19 protein-coding genes are annotated in these 20,780 nt (G+C 70.2%); 12 read left to right on the top strand and 7 right to left on the bottom strand.

The annotated features are described in order from the left end of the window. Nucleotides 1–3 precede the first annotated feature (3 nt). From AB0C28_RS01330 to AB0C28_RS01320, 3 genes are all read left to right on the top strand, one after another. The gene (locus tag AB0C28_RS01330) at nucleotides 4–1,176 is read left to right on the top strand and encodes a histidine kinase (protein ID WP_357840693.1); all 1,173 of its coding nucleotides are present in this window, start codon (nucleotides 4–6) and stop codon (nucleotides 1,174–1,176) included. Next, complete coding sequence (locus AB0C28_RS01325) at nucleotides 1,173–1,829, top strand: response regulator transcription factor (RefSeq protein ID WP_358072626.1); 657 nt, start codon at nucleotides 1,173–1,175, stop codon at nucleotides 1,827–1,829. Before AB0C28_RS01330 ends, AB0C28_RS01325 begins: the two co-directional genes overlap by 4 nt. Before the next feature lie 129 nt (nucleotides 1,830–1,958). Further along, on the top strand, nucleotides 1,959–4,073 hold the full coding sequence (locus AB0C28_RS01320; protein WP_358072624.1) for an MMPL family transporter: 2,115 nt from the start codon (nucleotides 1,959–1,961) through the stop codon (nucleotides 4,071–4,073). An 11-nt stretch (nucleotides 4,074–4,084) separates the two neighbouring features. Here AB0C28_RS01320 and AB0C28_RS01315 read toward each other — a convergent pair whose 3' ends face one another. The 6 genes from AB0C28_RS01315 to asnB form a co-directional block, all read right to left on the bottom strand. Further along, on the bottom strand, nucleotides 4,085–4,765 hold the full coding sequence (locus AB0C28_RS01315) for a hypothetical protein (RefSeq protein ID WP_358072622.1): 681 nt from the start codon (nucleotides 4,763–4,765) through the stop codon (nucleotides 4,085–4,087). Nucleotides 4,766–4,842: 77 nt separating this feature from the next. Next, entirely contained in the window at nucleotides 4,843–5,859 is a 1,017-nt protein-coding gene (locus AB0C28_RS01310; protein ID WP_358072620.1) for a methyltransferase, read from the bottom strand. A 10-nt stretch (nucleotides 5,860–5,869) separates the two neighbouring features. After that, nucleotides 5,870–6,880, bottom strand: coding sequence for a methyltransferase (locus tag AB0C28_RS01305; protein ID WP_358072618.1), 1,011 nt, complete (start codon nucleotides 6,878–6,880; stop codon nucleotides 5,870–5,872). Between the two features lie 14 nt (nucleotides 6,881–6,894). Beyond that, complete coding sequence (locus AB0C28_RS01300; protein WP_357840219.1) at nucleotides 6,895–7,656, bottom strand: ABC transporter permease; 762 nt, start codon at nucleotides 7,654–7,656, stop codon at nucleotides 6,895–6,897. 5 nt (nucleotides 7,657–7,661) lie between these two features. Continuing rightward, nucleotides 7,662–8,660: an ABC transporter ATP-binding protein gene (locus AB0C28_RS01295; RefSeq protein ID WP_358072616.1), complete on the bottom strand. Its 999-nt coding sequence runs from the start codon at nucleotides 8,658–8,660 to the stop codon at nucleotides 7,662–7,664. Continuing rightward, nucleotides 8,660–10,510, bottom strand: a complete 1,851-nt coding sequence (asnB, locus tag AB0C28_RS01290; RefSeq protein ID WP_358072614.1) for an asparagine synthase (glutamine-hydrolyzing) — start codon at nucleotides 10,508–10,510, stop codon at nucleotides 8,660–8,662. Before asnB ends, AB0C28_RS01295 begins: the two co-directional genes overlap by 1 nt. A gap of 153 nt (nucleotides 10,511–10,663) precedes the next feature. On the opposite strand from asnB, the gene AB0C28_RS01285 reads away from it, so the two are divergent. From AB0C28_RS01285 to AB0C28_RS01275, 3 genes are all read left to right on the top strand, one after another. Next, nucleotides 10,664–11,599: an isocitrate lyase/phosphoenolpyruvate mutase family protein gene (locus AB0C28_RS01285; protein ID WP_357840228.1), complete on the top strand. Its 936-nt coding sequence runs from the start codon at nucleotides 10,664–10,666 to the stop codon at nucleotides 11,597–11,599. Between the two features lie 4 nt (nucleotides 11,600–11,603). After that, a complete protein-coding gene (gene aepY, locus AB0C28_RS01280) occupies nucleotides 11,604–12,770 on the top strand; it encodes a phosphonopyruvate decarboxylase (RefSeq protein WP_357840231.1) in 1,167 nt (388 codons plus the stop codon). Between the two features lie 67 nt (nucleotides 12,771–12,837). Continuing rightward, nucleotides 12,838–14,874 (top strand): KedN5 family methylcobalamin-dependent radical SAM C-methyltransferase, encoded by a 2,037-nt coding sequence (locus tag AB0C28_RS01275; RefSeq protein ID WP_357840234.1) that lies wholly within the window; start codon nucleotides 12,838–12,840, stop codon nucleotides 14,872–14,874. A gap of 5 nt (nucleotides 14,875–14,879) precedes the next feature. Here AB0C28_RS01275 and AB0C28_RS01270 read toward each other — a convergent pair whose 3' ends face one another. Next, nucleotides 14,880–16,394: an FAD-dependent monooxygenase gene (locus tag AB0C28_RS01270; protein WP_358072612.1), complete on the bottom strand. Its 1,515-nt coding sequence runs from the start codon at nucleotides 16,392–16,394 to the stop codon at nucleotides 14,880–14,882. Between the two features lie 179 nt (nucleotides 16,395–16,573). Between AB0C28_RS01270 and AB0C28_RS01265 the strand changes: the two genes are divergently transcribed. The 6 genes from AB0C28_RS01265 (at nucleotide 16,574) to AB0C28_RS01240 (ending at nucleotide 20,771) form a co-directional block, all read left to right on the top strand. Further along, nucleotides 16,574–16,981 carry a cupin domain-containing protein gene (locus AB0C28_RS01265; RefSeq protein WP_357840240.1) on the top strand — a complete coding sequence of 136 codons (408 nt, stop codon included), beginning with the start codon at nucleotides 16,574–16,576 and terminating at the stop codon, nucleotides 16,979–16,981. Further along, complete coding sequence (locus AB0C28_RS01260; RefSeq protein WP_357840243.1) at nucleotides 16,978–18,249, top strand: beta-ketoacyl-[acyl-carrier-protein] synthase family protein; 1,272 nt, start codon at nucleotides 16,978–16,980, stop codon at nucleotides 18,247–18,249. Before AB0C28_RS01265 ends, AB0C28_RS01260 begins: the two co-directional genes overlap by 4 nt. Beyond that, complete coding sequence (locus AB0C28_RS01255; RefSeq protein ID WP_357840246.1) at nucleotides 18,246–19,469, top strand: ketosynthase chain-length factor; 1,224 nt, start codon at nucleotides 18,246–18,248, stop codon at nucleotides 19,467–19,469. The genes AB0C28_RS01260 and AB0C28_RS01255 overlap by 4 nt, the downstream gene beginning before the upstream one ends. Before the next feature lie 92 nt (nucleotides 19,470–19,561). Next, complete coding sequence (locus AB0C28_RS01250; RefSeq protein ID WP_357840248.1) at nucleotides 19,562–19,825, top strand: acyl carrier protein; 264 nt, start codon at nucleotides 19,562–19,564, stop codon at nucleotides 19,823–19,825. Then, on the top strand, nucleotides 19,822–20,286 hold the full coding sequence (locus tag AB0C28_RS01245; RefSeq protein ID WP_357840251.1) for an SRPBCC family protein: 465 nt from the start codon (nucleotides 19,822–19,824) through the stop codon (nucleotides 20,284–20,286). The genes AB0C28_RS01250 and AB0C28_RS01245 overlap by 4 nt, the downstream gene beginning before the upstream one ends. Before the next feature lie 14 nt (nucleotides 20,287–20,300). Further along, nucleotides 20,301–20,771 carry a DUF1772 domain-containing protein gene (locus AB0C28_RS01240; RefSeq protein ID WP_357840254.1) on the top strand — a complete coding sequence of 157 codons (471 nt, stop codon included), beginning with the start codon at nucleotides 20,301–20,303 and terminating at the stop codon, nucleotides 20,769–20,771. Nucleotides 20,772–20,780 lie beyond the last annotated feature (9 nt).

The raw sequence follows: 20,780 nt of genomic DNA, 5'->3' as shown, positions 1-20,780 counted from the left end.
GTGATGCTGCGCAGGGAGTTCCTGGCGGAGACGGTGCTCGTCATCGGCATGGCCGTCATGACCATCCTCGGCTCCGTCATCGCCGGCCTCAACCAGGACGGCAGGACCGTGGACTGGACGGCCTGCGCGCTGCTGGCGGGGGCGTGCCTGATCCTGCCCCTGAGGCGGCGCCGGCCGGTGGTCACCCTGCTGGTCACCCTCTCGGCGCTGGTGCTCTACCACGCTCTGGCCTTCCCGTACGGGTCGGCCGTGGTCCCGGCCCTGATCGCCACCTACAGCGTGATCGCGGAGCCCGGAAGCCGGCTGCGGCCCGTCGGCCTGGTCGCCGCGGCGTTCCTGGTCCTCTACCCCGCCATGGGGTTGCCGCTGGGCGTCTACGATTCGGACTACGCGGCCGGCACCCTGCTCGTCTGGGCCGTCGTCGTCGGCGGGGTGGTGGTGCTCGCCGAGCTGACCAGGATGCGCAGGGAGCAACTGGTCATGGTGGAGAACCAGATGAAGGAGGCTGAGCGGCTCCGGGAGGAGGAGGCGCGCAGGCGTACGGACGAGGAGCGGATGCGCATCGCGCGCGAGATCCACGACATCGCCTCCCACACGATCTCGGTCATCGTGATTCAGTCGAGCGTCGCCAAGGAGGCCCTGCGAGACTGCGCCGCGTGCCCGGACGCGGCGCGCACGGCCCTGGACGTCATCCGGGTCGCGAGCAAGGAGGCCATGAACGAGATGCAGGCGGCGATCGGAGTGCTGCGCGCGGGCGCCTGCGAGTCGGAGCCGATGCCCGGCCTGGCCCAGGTCGAACGCCTGATCACGTCGGCCGCCGAAGCCGGGCTGGAGGTGCGGCGGACTGTGCGGGGCACGGCCAGGCCGCTGCCGCCGATGGTGGATCTGACGGCCTACCGGATCATCCAGGAGTCGCTCACCAACACCCTGCGCCACGCGGCGGCCAGGACGGCGGAGGTCGATCTCGCCTATGACGAACGGGGACTGGCGGTACGGGTGAGCGACGACGGCAGGGGACCGACGGGCGGTACGGGTTACGGCCTGGTCAGCATGAAAGAGCGCGCGAGCACCGTGGACGGCTGGGCCGAGGCCGGCCCCCGCGAGGGAGGAGGCTTCGAGGTGCGTGCCTGGTTACCCGCCCCGCAGGAGGATTCGGGCTGGCGGGGGTCCTCGTGATCCGGATCGTGCTGGCCGACGACCAGCCCCTGGTCAGGGCGGGGCTGCGGGCCTTGCTGGAGAACTCGTCCGACATGGAGGTCGTGGCGGCGGCCGCCGACGGCGAAGAGGCCGTCAGCGTGGTCAGATCCAGCCTGCCCGACGTGGTGCTGATGGACATCCGGATGCCGGGAACGGACGGCTTGGAGGCGACCCGCAGGATCCGGGCGGACCCGGAGCTGGCCGCCACCCGCGTGCTCATCCTCACCACGTTCGAGTTCGACCAGTACGTGTTCGAAGCCCTGCGGGCCGGCGCCAGCGGCTTCCTGGTCAAGAACATCGAGCCGGACCGCCTGCGCCAGGCGGTGCGTGCGACCGTGCGCGGAGAGAGCCTGCTCGCCCCGAACGTCACCCGGCGCCTCATCGAGCAGTTCGTCCGGCCGGCCGGCGACGGCACGGAGGGGCTGTCGGCGCTGACCGATCGCGAGCGCGACGTCCTCGCCCTGGTGGCCGAGGGACTGTCCAACGCCGAGATCGCCGCCCGGCTCTTCCTCAGCCCGGCGACGGTCAAGACCCATCTGCACCGCATCATGACCAAGCTGGACGCGCGCGATCGCGCCCAGCTGGTGATCCAGGCGTACGAGGTGGGGCTGGTCCGGCCACGCTGGCTGTGACCCCGTACACCCCTGGGTGTACGCCGCCTGCTCCCTTGCCGGATCGAGAACCCGCTCACGGGTGGACGCCCCCGCGCGACCTCCGGACCTAGCGTCGGAAGCTCTCCCTTTTCCCGCACGGAGTGAGTGATGCGACAGCTGTCGGCGTTCGTGCTGCGGCACAAGATCTGGGTCATCCTGTTCTGGACCGTCACGGCGGTGTTCGGCGGCTGGGCCGCTTCGATCGTCCCCGACAGGCTGGCCAACGACTACTCCTTCCCCGACGAACCGGCGTTCAAGGCCAACACCGCGATCCAGGAGCTCTACGGCAACGGCGGGGCGACCGAACCCCTGGTGGCGGTGATCCACTTGCCGGCCGGCCAGAGGGGTGGCTCACCGGCTGTCAAGGAGGGTATGGAGCGGGCGAGCGCGGCCCTCTTCCAGCAGGCGCGAGTACGGCTGCTGCCCCGGCCCGATGACGGCGGCCTGCCGTACGCGCTGGCCCTGCTTCCCGAGGAGAGGTGGGGGGAGCCCATCGAGTACGCCCCCATCGTCGCCGAAGCGCTGCGAGCTTCCCTGCCCGCGGGCAGCGAGGTCGCGATGACGGGCATCAAGGAGCTCGAAGACCAGGTCGAGGGAGTCACCACCGACAGCGTGGTCATCGAGACGCTCATCGCCGGGGCCGGCGCGCTGATCGTGCTGCTCTGGGTGTTCGGCTCGGCGCTTGCCGTCCTTCCTCTCGTCGTCGCGACAGTGTCGATCATGGTCTCCTTCCTCCTCACCCTGGGCCTGACCGAGATCACCGACGTGAACGCCACCATCCAGTACCTGATCGCGCTGATCGGGCTGGGGGTGGCGGTGGACTACTCCCTGCTGCTGGTCAACCGGTGGCGGGAGGAACGGCGCACCGAGGGAATGTCCGCTGAGGAGGCCATCCACCGTGCCATGGAATCCGCGGGACGGGCCGTGGTCTTCAGCGGCCTCACCGTCGCGGGCGGCCTGGGCACCCTGATCGTGCTCCCCGTGCCGTTCATCCGCAGCATCGGGCTCGGCAGCATGTTGATCCCCCTGGTCAGCACCCTGGTGACGCTGTCGTTGGTGCCGGTGCTGCTCGCCTCGATCGGGAAGGTGCTGGAATGGCCACGCCGGGGTCGCGGCGTGCCGTCGGGCGCGGTGTGGCGGCGGTGGGCGGGGTTCGTCGTCCGCAGGCCCCTGATATCCCTGCTCGTGGGACTGGCCATGCTCTCCCCGCTGCTGGTCGCCGCCACCACGATGCGGCTGGGCGATCCGGTGTCCACGGCGCTGCAGAGCGAGGGCAGCGCCGGCACGGCGCTGACCGAACTCGAACGCGGCGGCGTGCCGCGCGGCGTGCTCACGCCCATCGAGGTCCTGGCACCGTCCGGTGTCGCACCGGAGACGGTGGCCCAGCGGCTGGCGGCCGTGGAGGGCGTGCACGCGGCCGTCGCTCCGGACTCACCCGCCTGGCGGCAGCGCGGCACGGCGATGGTCAGTGTGCTGCCGGCAGCCGAGACCAGCACTCCCGCAGGACAGGACACGGTGGAGCGCGTCACGGCGTTCGCCCGGAACTTCCCCGGCGTCCAGATAGGCGGGCGTGGCGCGCTGACGATCGACTCCGCCTCCGCGCTCTACCGCGACTTCCCGTACATGCTCGCCGCCATCCTGGTGTTCACCTTCATCGTGCTGTCCCGCGCCTTCCGCTCCGTCATCCTGGCCGGCCAGGCGATCATCCTCGGCATGATCTCCATCGCCGCCTCCTACGGCATTCTCGCCCTGGTCTGGCAGGAGGGGCACGGCTCCGGACTCCTCTGGGGAGTCGAGGCGACCGGAGCCATCGCGCTGTGGGTGCCGCTGGTGGTCTTCGCCTTCCTGTTCGGCCTGTCCATGGACTACGAGGTGTTCCTGCTGGCCAGGATGCGGGAGGAGTACGACGCCACGGGCTCGACCCGCACCGCTGTCCTCACCGGCCTCGGCCAGGTGGGGCGCCTGGTGACGAGCGCGGCGCTGATCCTGTTCCTGGCCTTCGTCCTGCTTTCCACGATCCCGGTGGTGGATCTCAAGATCGCGGCTACCGGGCTGGGCGCGGGCATCCTGCTCGACGCGACCGTGCTGCGCGCCATCCTCGTGCCCGCCCTGGTGGCGTTGACGGGCGCGGCCACGTGGTGGTTGCCCCGGTGGATGGCCACGGCGCTCCGCGTACGAGAGACGGTCCCCCCGGTCAAGGAGGACGCCCGCGTGGACGGCTGAATGATCGTCGCTCACACCTTCGCCCGCGCGGACGACCGCACCATGAGGATCCCCATGACGAGCATCCAGATCATCAGGACGCCGCTCGGGCCGACGAATCCGGCCAGGTGCGGGATGACGTCCAGGCCCAGGTAGTACGTGATTCCGGCCACCGTGACGAGCAGCCCCACCAGGAAGGCGGCCCAGCCGAGCCAGCGCGGGAAGGCCCGGCCCAGGGCCACCGCCAGGCCCATCACCAGGAAGGGGACGCCCACCAGCCAGATGATGGCGGCGACGAAGGTGGCCTGGAGCACTCGGTACACCGCCGACGCGATCAGGAAGGCCTCCTGCTTCCCGGCGCCGGAGGCACCGGCCCACGCGTCGGAGACCACTTTGAGTACATACCCGTCCAAGGCGGTGTCGAGGACGTAGATGACGAAGCCGACCAGAACCGCACCCGTGGCGATCCGCGCGAGGACTCCGCTCCATCCTTCGGTGAGCGCGGCGGCCAGGCCGGCGAAGGCGATCGGCCAGAGGGCCACGGCGAGGATGGCCAGCAGATGGATGGCATGCCACTCGGGGTGCGCGGCGACGTGCGGAACCGCGTTCGCCGCGCCGCTCGGCAGGTCTCGGTGTAACGCGCCGGCGGCCAGGTAGCCGACCGCGCCGAGGACGGCGCACACGCCACCCAGCCTGACAGAAATCGCGCTCATGGCGGCCATGGAGTTCATCCTCTGTTACGGACTGTTGACGTTTCTGCCGGGAACGCTAGGAAACCCGGCCGACCGGGTCAACGATCATCTGGCTTGCGACCGGTCACCAGCGACTCGAATTCGCCCAGCGGCCGGGCGGCGGTGTCGACGAACCCCGCGGCCGTGAGCCACGATCGGCACTGCTCCGTCGTGTAGCCACCGCCGCCGGGCGTGATCAGCATCATGTTGAGGCTGACGAGCAGGCTGGAGGCCTTGCCCCGGCGGTCGGGATCGATCATGTGGTTGGTCACCAGGACGGTGCCGCCGGGACGCAACGCGTCGAAGGCCTGCCGCAGGAGCACGGCCCGCTGCTCGTCGTCCCAGTCGTGCAGAATCGCGCTGAACAGGATGGCGTCGGCCCGCGGCAGCGGGTCGGTGAAGAAGTCGCCCGCGTGGAAGGACACCTTCTCCCGCATCCCGAGCCTGGCCAGCTGCTCCTCGAAGGCGGGCTCGGCGTGAGGCAGGTCGAAGACCGTGGCCCGGACGTGCGGATTCTCCCGTACGACATGCGCCGCCGCGGTGCCGCTGCCGCCGCCCGCGTCCACGAAGTCGACGATCCCGCTCCAGTCGAACTCGCGCGCCAGCTCGGGGTTCTTCATCGCGCCCAGGTAGTCGAACCAGGACATGAGCGAGCGCCACACCTCCTGACCGCGGTGGGCCGAGGCGAACATGTCGCTGCCGCCCCTGACCAGCACCTGCGACTCTCCGGTCTTCAACGCCCCCGGGAGCCCCTCCCAGCGCCGTCTCGCGCCCTGGAAGAAGCGGACGATGCTGGTCGGCGCGTCGCACCGGAAGTATTCCTCGGCCAGCGGGGAGTTGGCGTACCTGTCGCCCTCACGCCGCAGCAGCCCCACGGCCACCAGCGCGTCCAGGAAGTCGGGCAGCAGCCTGGGGTGCAGCTCCAGCCGCGCCCTGATCTCCTCCACCGTGGCGGTGCGGCCGGCCAGCAGGTCGAACAGCCGCAACTCCATCGCGGTGAGCAGGGACATGTACCCGAAGAAGGAGATGCCCAGTTTCCAGATGGCAGAGCGGTCCAGGGTGTCGTCGAACGCCATGGTCACTACCTCACTTGTCCTTGTGTCCCACGATGAGGGACTCGCCCTGGGCCAGTGGCCGGATCTCGACGCGGGCGAAACCCGCCTGAAGCAGCCAGGAGCGGCAGTCCTCCATCAGCGGCACCCGCCCGTCCTTGGACACGAGCATGATGTTCAGGCTGACCATGAAGCTGGCCACGTTCGAGGACCGGGCGTCGTCGAGCATGTGGTTGGCCGCCAGGACGACGCCGCCGGGACGGAGCGCCTCGTACGCGGAGCGCAGCATAGCCAGCCGCTGCTCCTCGCTCCAGTCGATGAGCATCCCGCCGAACAGGACGGCGTCGGCCCGCGGCAGCGGGTCGGCGAAGAGGTCGCCCGTCTGGAAGGACACCTTCCCCTGCGTGCCGAGCCTGGCCATCTGCTCCTCGAAGGCGGGCTTGGCGTTGGGCAGGTCGAAGACCGTGGCGCGGACGTGCGGGTTGTCCCGTACCACGTGCGCCGCGGCGGTGCCGTTGCCGCCGCCGGCGTCCACGAAGTCGACGACTCCGCTCCAGTCCACCTGGCGTGCCAGGGCGACATTGCGCGCGGAGGCCAGGTAGTCGGCCCAGGCGAAGAACTTGCGCCAGTCGTCCTTGCCCTGGCGCAGGTTGTCCATGGTCGCGCCGGCCGGCTTCATCGTGACGAGCGGCTCTCCGGAGCGCAGCGCCTGCAGGAGGTTCTGCCAGCGGAACTGCGCGCCCTTGACGTACCTGATCACGTTCGTGGGGGACTGCTCGCGCAGGTAGTGATCGCTCAGCCGGGTGTTGCCGTAGTCGCCCGTCTCGCGCGTGAGCAGGCCGACGGCCACCAGCGAGTCGAGGAAATCGGCTGTCAGCCTGGGGTGCAGGCCCAGCTCCGCCCTGATCTCCGCCTCACTCAGGGTGCGGCCGGCCAGCAGGTCGAACAGCCGCAACTCCACGGCCGCGAGCGCGGTGGTGTAGGCGAAGTACTGGTGGCTGAGGCCGAGGATCGGCCCGGCATCGATCGAATCGTCGAAACTCATGATGGGTGTCTCCTTCATGCGGATCGCTGGTAGGAACGGAAGGCGTTCACAGCGATCAGGATGGATACGGTGCAGGCGGCGGTCAGCAGGCCGAGCCCGAGCCAGACGGCCGGCCAGTCCGGATGGGCGCTCAGTGCCGTCCTGCTCGCGTCCACGGCCCAGCTCACCGGGTTCAGCGTGGTCGGCAACCACGAGGCCATGAGACCTTCCGGCATGAAAGCCGTGGACAGGAAGGCGAAGGGGAAGATCAGCAACTGGATGACGGTGATCTGCACTTCCCGGCTGCGGACCCGAAGCGCGAGCGTGTTGGAAAGGGCCGCGACCGTGAGCGCCAGCAGCATGACCGCGGCCGTCATCACCGCCAGGCCGGCCGGCCCTCCCGGATAGCGGACCCCCAGCAGCAGGGCCGCGGCCAGGAGGACGAGGGTCTGCACGACGGCGATCAGCGCCTGGGGGATCAGGTTGCCCGTGATGATCGCGACGCGCCTGACCGGCGACATCAGCAGCCGGTCCAGCACACCGCGTTCGAGGTCCATGAGCATGGTCAGGCCGGCCCACGCGCTGCCGAACATGGCGCCCACGGCCGCCATCCCCGGCGTGAGGAACTGGGGGTAGCTCGCCGCAGGGAATCCCGGCAACCGGGCCACTCCACTGAGCAGGCCGCTGAGGAAGACCATCCAGATGAGCGGCTGGGCGAGGGTGGCGGCCAGATACCAGGAGCGGCCGGCGAACACGCGCAGCTGGCGCGTCGAGAGCAGGAGGGAGTGCTCCGCCACCGCCCTCATCGCCGGCCCCCGGCGTGCCGGAAGTAGATGTCGTTCAGCGACGGGCGGCTCACCGACACCGGCCCCGTGACCGAGTGAGCCGTCAGCACCTCCAGGACCGAGCCGAGCGCCCGCGCGTCGCCCTGAACGTCGACCCGCAACTCCGTCCCGGCCCAGGCCACGTTCCTGACCTGCGCGACCCGCCGCATCGCGGCCTCGACCCGCCTTGCCGTGGCGGAGTCGGTCAGCCGCACCGAGACCACGTCGCCCCTGAGCTCCTCCTTCAGATCCCGCGGTGATCCCTGGACGACCACGGCGCCCTTGTTGAGGATCACCACCCATGAGGCGAGCCGGTCCGCCTCGTCGAGCTGGTGCGTGGTGAGCAGGACGCTCATCCGCCGGTCCCGGCACAGCTCGGTGACCAGCGACCACAGCCCTTCGGCCGCCACGGGGTCCACCGCGGCGGTCGGCTCGTCCAGCACCAGGACGGCCGGCTCGTGGACGAGCCCCATGGCGAGTTCGAGCCTGCGCCGCATGCCGCCCGAGTAGGTACGCACCAGGCGTCCGGCGGCGCTGCCCAGATCCATCCACTCCAGCAGCTCGTGCAGCTGGCCGCGCAACCTGTCGCCACGCAGGCCGTAGATCCTGGCCTGGAGCCGGAGGTTGTCGTATCCCGTGGCCGAGGGGTCGGAGGAGTAAGCCTGGCTGACCACCCCGATCCTGCGCCGCACCTCGGCGGGCCGCGCGCGGACGTCGACGCCGTCCACGCCGATGCTTCCCGCCTCGAACCCCGTCAGCGTGGCCATCGCCTTGATCAGCGTGGACTTTCCCGCCCCGTTGGGCCCGAGGACGGCCGTGATCTCCCCGCGGGCGGCGCTGAAGGAGATCCCGTCCAGCGCCCGCACCCCGCGCGGGTAGGTCTTGACCAGGGACCGCACCTCGATCGCCGTCGGGCGAGCGGGATGAGCGGCGGGAGCGGCCCTGGCCGGCTCGATGATTCCCGGTTCCGCCGCCATCAGACGAGCCGCACTCGGTAACCGCTCAGCCAGGCGTTGAGCTGCAGGACCATGTGGATGTCGGTGCGGTCGCGCCACGCGCGCTCGGGCCGCGGCGGCGAATCGAGCAGTTCCCGGGCCGCGGGGACGTCGATGAGGTCCAGTGCGGGGCTGCCGCCGTCCTCGATCAGCGCGGCCAGCCTTTCCCGCATGGCCGCGCCGCCGTGCGGGCCGGCCCCGATGGGGAAGGGGCTCGGCGTCCTGTTCAGGATCGCCTCGGGCAGGTCGTCGCGCAGGGCCGCGGAGGCCACGTTCAGCGGCCCGCCGTCCTCACCCTTCATGTCGTACGGGATGTTGAAGCAGTATTGGATCATCTCGGGCGTGCAGTACGGCCAGCGGGCCGACAGGCCGGCCGTCTGGGTGAGCCCGGTGTCGAAGACCGTGACGTACTCGTGCCAGCCGTACAGGCTGAGATACCGCAGCTCGCGCGCCTTCCTGGCGGACTCGCTCTCCCCCTTGAGCACGGGCACGGCCGCGACGGTCTCCCGGTACCTCCTGGCGCAGTATCCGGGCAGGTCGAGCCGTTCCAGCAGGCCGGGCGCGAGCAGGCCGGTGCCGATGCCGCTCCGGTGGGTGCGGCGCTGGGTGAAGGAGATCCAGGGGAAGGTGGCGCCGCCGGTGCTCTGTTCGTCGCTCATGCCCAAGGCGCCGCCGAACATCAGCCCCGCCTGCTGTCCGCTCAGCACGACCGGCACGCTGGAGCTCACCGTCCGGCACAGGAAGCGCAAGGCGATGGCGAAGTCGCTGGTCGGTGTCGGGCGGTCCTGCTGCGCGGCGACCATCGTCCGCTGGAGCACCGGGTCTTCCAGCTCGGCCCGGTCGACCACGATCTCCGTGTGGTCGGTGCCGAACTCGCGGGCGACCATGGCCGCGTGAGGCGCGTCCCGCGACACCTGGAGCAGCCCGGGACCCGTCTGCGTGCCGGCGAAGTCCAGGGTGAAGGTGCGCAGGGCGGGCCCGCCTCTCTCACGCATCACCCGGGCCGCCAGCGCCACCAGCGCGCTGGAGTCCACACCGCCCGACAGCAGCACGCCGACGGGGACGTCCACGTCCAGCCGCGCGTGCACTGCCGCCTCCAGCAGCTCGCGCCAGGTCGCGGCGGTACGGGTCGCGGAGTCGGGATGCGGCGCGGCCTCAAGGGTCCAGTACCGCTGTTCCTTGACCCCTCCGGCGGTGATCCTGACCAGGTGTCCCTGGTTGAGCCGACGCATGTCCTTGTAGACCGACCTGCCGGGGACGACGGTGAAGGACAGCGCGTCCCGCAGCCCGTCCTCCTCCACCACGGCGTCGATCTCCGGATGGGCCAGGAGCGCCTTGGGCTCCGAGCCGAACAGGACCCCGGTGGGGGTGGTCTGGTAGTAGATGGATCTCAGCCCCAGCCGGTCTCCCACCAGCACCAGTTCCTCGCCGCGCACGTCCCAGATCGCGATCGCGAACACGCCGTCCAGCCTGCTCACGCACTCGATCCCCCACTCCAGGTACGCCCTGGCCACCACCTCGGCCTCGCCCGAGGTGCGGAAGTCGTGCCCGTGACCTTTCAGCGCGGCCCGCAGCTCGCGGTGGTTGTGGATGTCGCCGTCGAGGGCGACCACGACCAGCGGGTGCCCGTCCTCCTCGACGACGAGGGGCTGAGCGCTGCCCGCCACGTCGACGAGAGCGAGCCGGTGGTGCCCGATGACGGCGCGGGGGGAACTCCAGATCCCGTATCCGCCGGGCCCTCGCCAGGCGACCTGGCCGGCCATGGTGGCGACGATGTCACGGGCGGGTGTGAGGTCACGCTGGTAGTCGATCCATCCGGCCATCCCGCCCATGTGAAAGTCCTTTCTTCTCGCCGAAGCTGAGGCAGAGCATGCATGGGCGCTCTAGAGAGACGGTCGAGGAACGCTCGGCTCGGATCTCGACCGAGACTCGAATCGCGCGAATGACAATGACCCGGCCAGTCATCGCCCTCGCGAGGAGGAACCGTGTCGTCACCCCATTCCGACCGCCGTGCCGTCCAAGGTCAGGGAGCCCGGCTCCGCGATCTCATGCGAAATTCGGCGGTGTTCCCGCTCCTCGGCGTGCACGACGGGCTGTCCGCGCGCATCGGGAGCGACTGCGGGTTTCCCGCTCTGTGGGCCTCCGGGCTGGGCATGTCCACCGCCCTCGGCGTGCGCGACTGCGAGGAGGCGTCGTGGACGGAGCTGATCCAGGTCGTCGAGCACATCACCGCGGTGACGGACGCGCCCGTGCTGGTGGACGGCGACACGGGCCACGGCAACTTCAACACCGCGCGGCGGTTCGCCTGCCGGGCCGAGCGGGCGCGCGCGGCCGGCATCTGCTTGGAGGACAAGGCCTCGCCCAAGATGAACTCCTTCGTCGGCGACGCCCACGCCCTCGCCCCCATCGCCGAGATGTGCGGGAAGATCGCCGCCTGCCGGGACGCCGTGACCGATCCCGACTTCGTCATCATGGCCAGGGTGGAGGCCCTGATCGCGGGGGCCGGCATGGACGCCGCCCTGGAGCGGGCCACCGCTTACAAGGCCGCGGGCGCGGACGCCATCTTCATCCATTCGAGGCAGCCGACGGTCGCGGAGATCGCGAAGTTCTGCGCCCTCTGGGATGACCGGCTGCCCCTGATCGTGGCGCCCACGACCTACCACAGCACACCCATGAGCCAGTTCCAGAGCCTGGGCATCAGCGGGGTGATCTGGGCCAACCAGGCGTTGCGCGCGGCCACGGCCGCCATGCGGCGCGCCTGCCTGGTCCTGCGCGAGAACGGGCCCACGGGGCTGGACGACTCGATCAGCACGCTCAAGGAGATCTTCACGCTGCTGGAGTACGAGGAGCTCGAACGCGAGGAGCAGCACTACGCGGAGCTGCTCACCAAGCTCAACGGCTACGCCGAGTTGGGGGCGTGAGGCGGTGCTCGACCCCACCGCGTTCCTCTCCGCTCTGAGGCGACGAGGGGTGACGGCGTTCACCGGCGTTCCCTGCTCCCATGTGGCGTCGCTGATCAACGCGGTGGCGGGCTTCCCCGAGGTCGCCTACGTCCGGGCCACCCAGGAGGGCGAGGCGCTGGCCATCGCGGCGGGGCAGTGGCTGGCCGGCTCGACCGCGTGCGTGTTCAGCCAGAACTCCGGGCTGGGCAACATGGTGAACCCGCTGACGTCACTGACCCATCCCCATCGCATCCCGGTGCCGCTGATCGTGACCTGGCGGGGCGAGCCGCGGCAGCCCGACGAGCCGCAGCACGCACTCATGGGCGAGATCACCCGTGACCTGCTCGACCTGCTGCGGATCGGCTGGCAGGTGCTGCCCGCGGAGCCGGACCGGGTCGCCGCCACCCTGGACGAGGGATGGAGGCAGATGGAGGAGCGCTCCGTGCCGTACGCGTGGGTGGTGCGGCGTGGGACGTTCCTCTCCACGACGCTGCACGAGCCCTCGCCCGCCAGGACCCAGACCGAGTGCGTACGGTGGCCCGCGGTCGCCCAGGGGAAGGGGCCCACCAGGACCGCCGCCCTGAACCGGATCCTGGAAGTGGTGCCCGACGACGCCGCGATCATCTCCACGACGGGCATGACCAGCCGTGAGCTCTTCACCCTCGCGGACCGCCCCCAGCACTTCTATCTGGTGGGCGCGATGGGGTCGGCGGCGGCGGTGGGGCTCGGTGCGGCGCTGAGCACCTCCAGGTCCGTGGTGGTGATCGACGGCGACGCCGCCGCCCTGATGCGGCTCGGCACGCTCACGGCCGTCGGCGCGTGCCAGCCCCGGAACCTGGTGCACGTCGTGCTGGACAACGGCGTCCATGACTCGACGGGCGGCCAGCGCACGCTGGCGCACCAGGCGGACCTGCCCGCGATCGCCATGGCCAGCGGCTACCAGTACGTCCACGGCTGCCGCAGCCTCGACGAGCTGGGCCAGGCCCTGCGGGCCGCCGTGCTCGGATCGGGACCGGCCTTCATCCATCTGTCGATCAGGCCGGGATCCCCGGCCTCGCTGGGGCGGCCCACCGTGCATCCCGCCGACGTCGCCCGGCGCTTCAGGGATTTCCTCAGCCCCGCTCCGGCGAGGCCTTCCACCAAGAATTGAATGACGCTCTAATCGCTGCGCTCACCATCTCGTCATCACTCACAGGCACATTCAAGAGGAGCACGCGATGGTGGCCGATCAACGCAAGCTGTCTGTGTATCTCCTGCAACAAGGCGTCTGGGACATGCCGCTGGAGTCGATGCCACTCGCCTCGGGTTACCTCAAGGCCATGGTGTCGTCCGATGACCATCTGCGCTCGCGGGTGGACGCGACGATCCACAATTTCCGCGGTGGCGTGACGCTCATGAAGATGGCCGTCGAGGTTTTCCACGACGGCGCGCCGGACGTCATCTGTTTCTCGGTGCTCGGCTGGAACTACCAGAAATTCGGCGCGCTGGCCGAGACCTTCAAGCAGATGAACCCCGACGGCTGGGTGATCTTCGGTGGCACCCATGTGGCCAACCAGGCCGAGCGGACTTTCCGCATGTTTCCCGACGTGGACGTCATCGTCAACGGTGAGGGGGAGGAGGTGTTCGTCGAGCTGCTCAAGGCCCGGCTGGCCGGCGTCCCGGCGACCGACCTCGGCGGCATCGGCGGCATCTCGTTCGTGAACGCCGAGGGGGAAGTGGTCACCACGCCGCCCAGAGAGCGGATCAACGACCTCGACGTCATCCCGTCCCCCTTCCTGACCGGCGCCATCGAGCTCACCGACGCCGCCGGCCGCTTCAGGTACGACGTCGCGCTCATGGAGACCAACCGCGGCTGCCCGTACAAGTGCTCCTTCTGCTACTGGGGCGGCGCGGTGGGCCAGCGGGTACGGGCGTTCTCCCGCGAGCGGCTCCGCGCGGAGCTGGAGCTGTTCGCCGGCCACGGAGTGCACACGGTCGTGCTGTGCGACGCCAACTTCGGGATGCTGCCGATCGACGCGGAGTTCGTGACGGACCTGCTGGCGGTCAGGGACCGCTACGGCTACCCGCGAGCCCTGGAGACCTCGTGGGCCAAGAACAAGTCGAAGGTCTTCTACGACATCGTGCGCACCATGAAGCGCGAAGGACTGCGCAGTTCTTTCACCCTCGCCCTCCAGACGCTCACCGACGACGCGCTCCAGCTGATGAACCGGCGCAACATGAAGGTCAACGACTGGGAGGACCTCGCGGAATGGCTGGACCGGGAGGGACTCGACGCTTACGCCGAGCTGATCTGGGGTGCGCCGGGTGAGACGCTGGGCACCTTCTTCGAAGGCTACGACCGGCTCTCGCGGCACGTCTCACGTATCGCGGTCTATCCGCTCCATCTGCTGCCCAACACCGAATACGCGGAGAAGAAGGCCGAGCACGGGATCATCTCGGTCCGCGGTGACCATGACGATTTCGAGTACATTCTCGCCCACAACACCGTCTCCTTCTCCGACAACGAGCTGATGAAGCGCTTCCTGTTCTGGAGCCGCGTCGTCGCGGAGAACGCGGTCCTGCGGCACACCTGGGTCGGCCTGCGCGAGATCGGCGGGGTCTCCCAGTCGCGGGTGCTGCGCACGCTGGACGCGTGGGTGTCGAGGACCGACGATCCGGCCGCGCTCCCGCTCCAGACGGCGGTCACCGCCGCCACGGAGGCCAACAGCGACGTCGCCTACGGCGACGCGGTCAAGTATCTGTTCGGCGACCCAGAGGCGCGGCGGCTCCTGCGTCGATGGTGGGACGAGGCGGTCACGCCGCTGCTGGAACCGGAGTCACGGCCCGTTCTGGAAGTGATCTTCGACTACGACCTGCTGACTCAGCCCTTCTACCACCACCCCAAGGCCGGCACTCCCGCCGAGGTTCTCCCGACCCGCTCGGTCCGGGGGGAGACCTATTTCGTCCGTGAGGGCCTCGTGCTGAGCTATGACGCGCCAGGCATCATCCGTGAGCTGCGGGCCGGAGGGAAGCCCCGCATCGAGCCCGTGCGCACCGCGGTGACCCTGTACTACCGTGCGGGCGCGGAGAACTTCATCGGCTCCACGAACCACGAGGAGGTCGTGCACTTCGTCGGCATGCCCGAGGAAGAGGCCCTGGCCGCCGCGGCCGCCGGGGCGGCCGACCCGCTCGCCGTCCCGGCGGCCGGCCCCGTGGCCGGCCCCGTGGCCGGCGCGGTGGCCGCCCTGCTGACCGACAAGGGAGGCTGCGCGTAACCGGGTCACGCGTTCAGCGACAGCACCCGCTCCACGGCCCGGTCCAGCGGCTCCTCCAGATCACTCCGCCAGGCCACGAAGCCGTCGGGGCGCACCAGCACCGCTCCGTCGCCGCCCAGGCCGTAGGCCTTCTCCCAGCGGTCTTCCACATCGAGGAGTTCCCCGGCGAGCACGTGGACGTCGAGGCGGACCGACAGGCGTCGCGCGGTCCTGCGCGCCGGCTCCCGCCAGCGGTCGCCCTGCGGCCCGGCGAGCAGGACCAGGTCGCGACGGAACAGATCGATCACCGACATGGGCTCACCCCGCCGCTCGAGAACGAGATGCGGGGCACGCGCGCCGGGACAGGCGGCCGGGCGGTGCGGGTCCTCCGGATCCGCGCCGTACCGGTAGCCGAAGGTCATGGTCAGCTCGTCCAGGCCGTCGAGCGGCGCCGCGCCCGCGGTCACTCCACGTCCCGCGGCGATGCGGCGATGGCTGTAGGCCACGGTCAGGTCTCCGACCGCCCGGCGTTCGGCGTCGTACGTGTCGAGCAGGCCGGCTCCGGCCTCGCCGCGGAGCACATGGGCGAGCTTCCACGTCAGGTTGTGCGCGTCCTGCATGCCCAGGCTGGCGCCGAAGCCCCCGACCGGGGGCAGGACGTGCGCCGAGTCCCCGGCCAGGAAGACCCGGCCCGCCCGGTACCGCGTGGCCGACCAGGCCGCCAGTTCCCATGGCATGGCGGCGATGATCTGGGCGTCGAAGGCCGGGTCGCCCACCGCCCCGCGGATCAGGGACAGGCACCGTTCGCCGGTGAAGCTCCTGTCCTCCGGCCGGCACCGCACGATGAGGGTGCCGACGCTCAGGGTGTCGTCGTGCGCGAGAATCCCCTGCACCTCGGGGTTGACGATCTGGCAGACGGCGAAGCGGCGGCCGCGCAACGGGCCGCTGAGGTCACCGCGGAACAGAATGCTCATCTGGTTCGCCAGCACGCCGGGGCCGGTGCGGGCGATGCCGAGCTGCTCGCGGACCCCGCCCTGGGCTCCGTCCGCGGCGATGGCGTACCGGGCGCGTACCGTGCGATCCGGCAGCCGGGCGAGGACTCCCTCGTCGTCCTGCTCCAGCCCGGCCAGCTCGGTGCCGAACGACAGCCGGGCGCCCAGTTCCCGCGCTCGCGCGTACAACAGCGGCTCGACCCGGTCCTGGCTGGTCAGACACCACCGCGACGGGCTGATGTCGCGCAGGTCGGCGCGGAGCGGCAGCGTGACGCTCTCGAATTCCGGCCCCGTCAGCGACTCCACCCGCGCTCTGGTGACGAAGTCGGCGAACCCGCTGGTGCCGGCGAGCAGCTCCTCCTCCAGGCCGAGCGCCCTGAGCAGTTCCACGCCCCTGGGGTTGAGACCCCGGGCCCGCGGATGAACGGAGAGCCCTTCGTGCTTCTCCACGAGGAGAGTGGCCACGCCCTGGGCCGAGAGGAAGGCGGTGGCGGAGAGCCCGGTGAGTCCACCCCCCACGATCAGCACCTCGGTCGTCTCGTGCCTCATCGTTCCTCCTCGGAGTCCTGACGTCGCGTTGCGGAGGTCTGCGAGTGAAGCACCGGCGGCTCGCGATCCGCTTGGAGACGGTTCGAGCCTGTCTCACGAACCATTCCCTAACGGCCTTCGAAGCGCCTCGTCCACATTGAGGGGATATCTGCGCGCTCATAGGGAGTCTCATGCCGACCATGGACACTGTGATCGACTTCAGTGACGCCGTCGTCAACACCAAGCGCGGCGGCGAGATCCGCATCCTGCTCAGCCCGAAGAGCGGCGGCTCCTCCACGGGCCTGATGGGTGTGGTCACGCTGGCGCCTGGAGAGTTCGTCTCCGAGCACTACCACCCCTATTCGGAAGAGCACCTTTACGTGATGGCCGGGCGGCCGGTGCTGCGGATCGAGGGGAGCCCCGTTCCGCTCGCGCCGCGCCAGGCGATCCTCGTCCCCAAGGGCGTCCGCCACCGGCTGGAGAACCCCTCGGACGACCCGGTCGAGGTCCTCTTCCACCTGTGCCCGCTGGCTCCCAGACCGGAGCTCGGGCACGTCGACACCGAGGAACCGCCGGGCGGCCGACCCGACGGGGAGCCGGCTCGATGAGTTCCCGGCGGGCCGTCATCACCGGCATCGGTGTCATGGCACCGGGCGGTACGGGCCGGGAGGCGTTCTGGGATCTGGTGACGTCCGGCAAAACGGCGACGCGCACCATCTCGCTGTTCGATCCCACCGGCTTCCGGTCCAGGGTCGCCGCCGAGTGCGACTTCGACGCGGCGGCGCTGGGGCTCACCCCGCGGGAGATCCGCCGCATGGACCGCGCGGCCCAGCTGGCCGTGCTGAGCGCACGGGAGGCGATGTCCGACTCGGGGCTGGAGCCGGAACGGCTGAATCCGCACCGGGTCGGCGTGGCGCTCGGCAGCGCCGTGGGCTGCACGATGCGGCTGGAGCAGGAGTACGTCGTGCTGAGCGACCACGGCAGGCACTGGGACGTCGACCACTCCTACGCCGTGCCGCACCTGTACGACTACATGGTGCCCAGCACGCTGGCCCGCGAAGTGGCCTGGACCTGCGGCGCCGAGGGCCCGGTGGCCCTGATCTCGACGGGCTGCACCTCCGGCATGGACGCGGTGGGCCACGGCGCCCGCATCATCGAGGAGGGGGCCGCCGACGTGGTGGTCGCGGGGGCGACCGACGCCCCCATCTCCCCGATCAGCGTCGCGTGCTTCGACGCGATCAAGGCCACCTCGCCCAACAACGACGATCCCGAGCACGCCTCCCGGCCCTTCGACCTGCACCGTGACGGGTTCGTGCTGGGTGAGGGGGCGGCCGCGTTCGTCCTGGAGCCGGAGGAGGAGGCGAGGCGGCGCGGCGCATCCGTCTATGCCACCATCACCGGCTACGCCACCCGCAGCAACGCCTTTCACATGACCGGGCTCAAACCCGACGGGCGCGAGATGGCCGAGGCGATCGCGCGCGCGATGCACGAGGCCCGGGCGTCTGCCGAGGACGTTCACTACATCAACGCCCACGGCTCGGGGACCAAACAGAACGACAGGCACGAGACCGCCGCCTTCAAGCGGAGTCTCGGCGACCGGGCGCGCGAGATCCCGGTCAGCTCGATCAAGTCGATGGTGGGACACTCGCTCGGCTCGATCGGCGCCATCGAGCTGGCGGCCTGCGCCCTGGTGATCAACCGTGGCGTGGTCCCGCCCACGGCGAACCTGCACACCCCCGACCCCGAATGCGATCTGGACTACGTTCCGCTCACGGCACGGGAGTGCCGGGTGGCCGGCGTGCTGAGCGTGGCGAGCGGTTTCGGCGGTTTCCAGAGCGCGATGATCCTCCAGCGGCTGGGGGCGGTCCGGGGATGAGAGCTCGATCCGTGGTGACGGGCATCGGCGTCGTCGCCCCCAACGGCGCCGGCCTCGATGACTACTGGGCGGCCACGCTGAGCGGCAAGAGCGGCATCGCCCCCATGACCCGGCTCGCCGCCTCGTCCTACCCCTTCCGCCTGGCGGGGGAGGTGCCGGCGTTCGCCGCCGAGGATCACGTGCCGGGGCGCGTCGCGGTCCAGACCGACCGCTGGACGCACCTCGGCCTGGCCGCGTCGGCCATGGCTCTGGCCGACGCCGAGGCCGATCCGGCCGCCTTCCCCGAATACGACATGGCCGTGGTCACGGCCAGTTCCTCCGGCGGCACGGAGTTCGGCCAGCGGGAGATCCAGAAGCTGTGGAGCAAGGGACCGCGGTCCGTGGGGGCCTACCAGTCGATCGCCTGGTTCTACGCCGCATCCACCGGACAGACCTCCATCAGGTACGGGATGCGCGGCCCTTGCCGCGTGCTGGCCACCGAGCAGACCGGGGGGATCGAGGCGCTGGCCGAGGCCAGGCGGATCCTGCGCGGCGGCGCCCGCCTGGTGCTGGCCGGCGGCACGGATGCCTCGTTGTGTCCGTACGGGGTCGTCGCCCAGTTCGCCAACGGGCAGATCAGCCGCTCGACCGCCCCGGAACAGGCCTACCTGCCCTTCGACCTGCGCGCCTGCGGCTACGTGCCCGGCGAGGGCGGCGCCATGATGGTGCTGGAGGAGCTCGACGAGGCGCGGCGGCGCGGCGCCGCCGACATGTACGGCGAGATCGTCGGTTACGGCGCCACCTTCGACCCCCCTCCCGATGCGCGGCGGCCTCCCAACCTGCGCCGCGCCATCCAGCTCGCCTTCGACGACGCCGGACTGACCCCCGGGGACATCGACGTGGTGTTCGCCGACGCCCACGGGACGCCGTCGGCCGACCGGCTGGAGGCGGAGACCCTGGTCTCGCTGTTCGGCGCGCGGAGCGTCCCGGTGACCGCGCCCAAGACCATGACGGGCCGGTTGTACGCCGGCGGCGCCGCGCTGGACGTCGCCACCGCGCTGCTGTCGCTGCGCGACCAGATCATCCCGCCCACGGTGGGAGTCCACCGCCCCGCCTTCGCGTCCGCCCTCGATCTGGTCGTCGATCAGGCCCGCCCCGCCAGCCTCCGCACCGCGCTCGTCGTGGCGCGCGGCCACGGTGGATTCAACGCCGCGTTGATCGTTCGACTGATCCTCGACTGAACATCGTTCGGTAACCGACCCGCTTTTACCAGGATCACCAATGGTCGTTTCACCGTAACCGGAAACGACACGTCACCAGGGGAGAACGCACCGTGAGAGAGTTCACGCTCGATGATCTCAAGCGAATCCTCCGAGCGAGCGGAGGGGAGACCGACATCACCTCGCTGGACGGCGACATCGGCGACATCGCCTTCGGCGATCTCGGCTACGACTCCCTGGCCGTCCTCGAACTGGCCAGCCGCGTCGAGGACGAGTACGCCGTGGTCGTGCCCGACACCGCCGTCCAGGAACTGCCCACGCCCGCGGACGTGGTCGACTTCGTGAACGCGCGGCTGCGTGAGGCGGTCGGCCGATGAGCGTGCACACCGACAACGCCGTCGTCATCGACGCTCCGATGGACCTGGTCTGGCGCATGACCAACGATGTCCCCACCTGGCCGGAGCTGTTCAGCGAATACGCGGCGGCCGAGATCCTGGAGACGCGTGGCGCGACGATCCGCTTCCGGCTCACCATGCACCCCGACGAGAACGGCAATCAGTGGACCTGGGTGTCCGAGCGTACGCCTGATCCCGAGTCGCGCACCGTCACCGCGCACCGGGTGGAGAAGGGCGTGTTCGAGTTCATGAACATCCGCTGGGAGTATCGCGAGGTGCCCGGCGGCGTGGAGATGCGCTGGCTGCAGGAGTTCGCGATGAGGTCCGACGCTCCCGTCGACGACGCGACGATGGAGGATCGGATCAACCGCAACTCCGTCGTACAGATGGCCCGGATCAAGAAGCAGGTCGAGGCCGCGGCCGTCCCGTTGAGCGATCGGTGACCGAGGAGACGGACATGCAGGCATTTCTTCCGATCCTCATCGCAGTCGCGCTCCTGGCCAGCGGCATCGCCGCGGGCGTCCTGCTCTGGTCGGTCATGGGCGGGGTCCCGCTGCTGCTCAGCCTGCCCGCGGAGCGGTACGTCGAGATTCACCAGTTCTGGGGTAACCGCTTCGACGGGCTCCAGCCGCTGCTCGTCAGCGTGACCGTGGTCCTGGGCGTGCTCCTGGCGATCTTCGCGCCGGCGCAACCAGCGGGTGCGCTCTTCGCCGTGTCGGCCGTCGCCGCGCTCGCCGTGATCATCATCTCCCGCTTCAGGAACGTCCCGCTGAAGCGCAAGGTGATGCGCCTGGACGCGCACAACCTGCCCGCCGACTGGGAGCGGCTGGACCCACGGCGCGCGTGGGCCGCCTGGAACCTGGCCCGAACCGTCTGCGGAATCCTGGCGTTCGCGGTCAACGTGGCCGCCGTCTCCCTGCTCATCTGACGTGCGGCA

Origin of the sequence: Nonomuraea sp. NPDC048892, from assembly GCF_040649735.1 — a bacterium.
GTDB classification, from domain to species: domain Bacteria; phylum Actinomycetota; class Actinomycetes; order Streptosporangiales; family Streptosporangiaceae; genus Nonomuraea; species Nonomuraea maheshkhaliensis.
The sequence above is the reverse complement of the archived record's forward strand: the minus strand, read 5'-3'. Positions and strand labels throughout refer to the sequence as shown.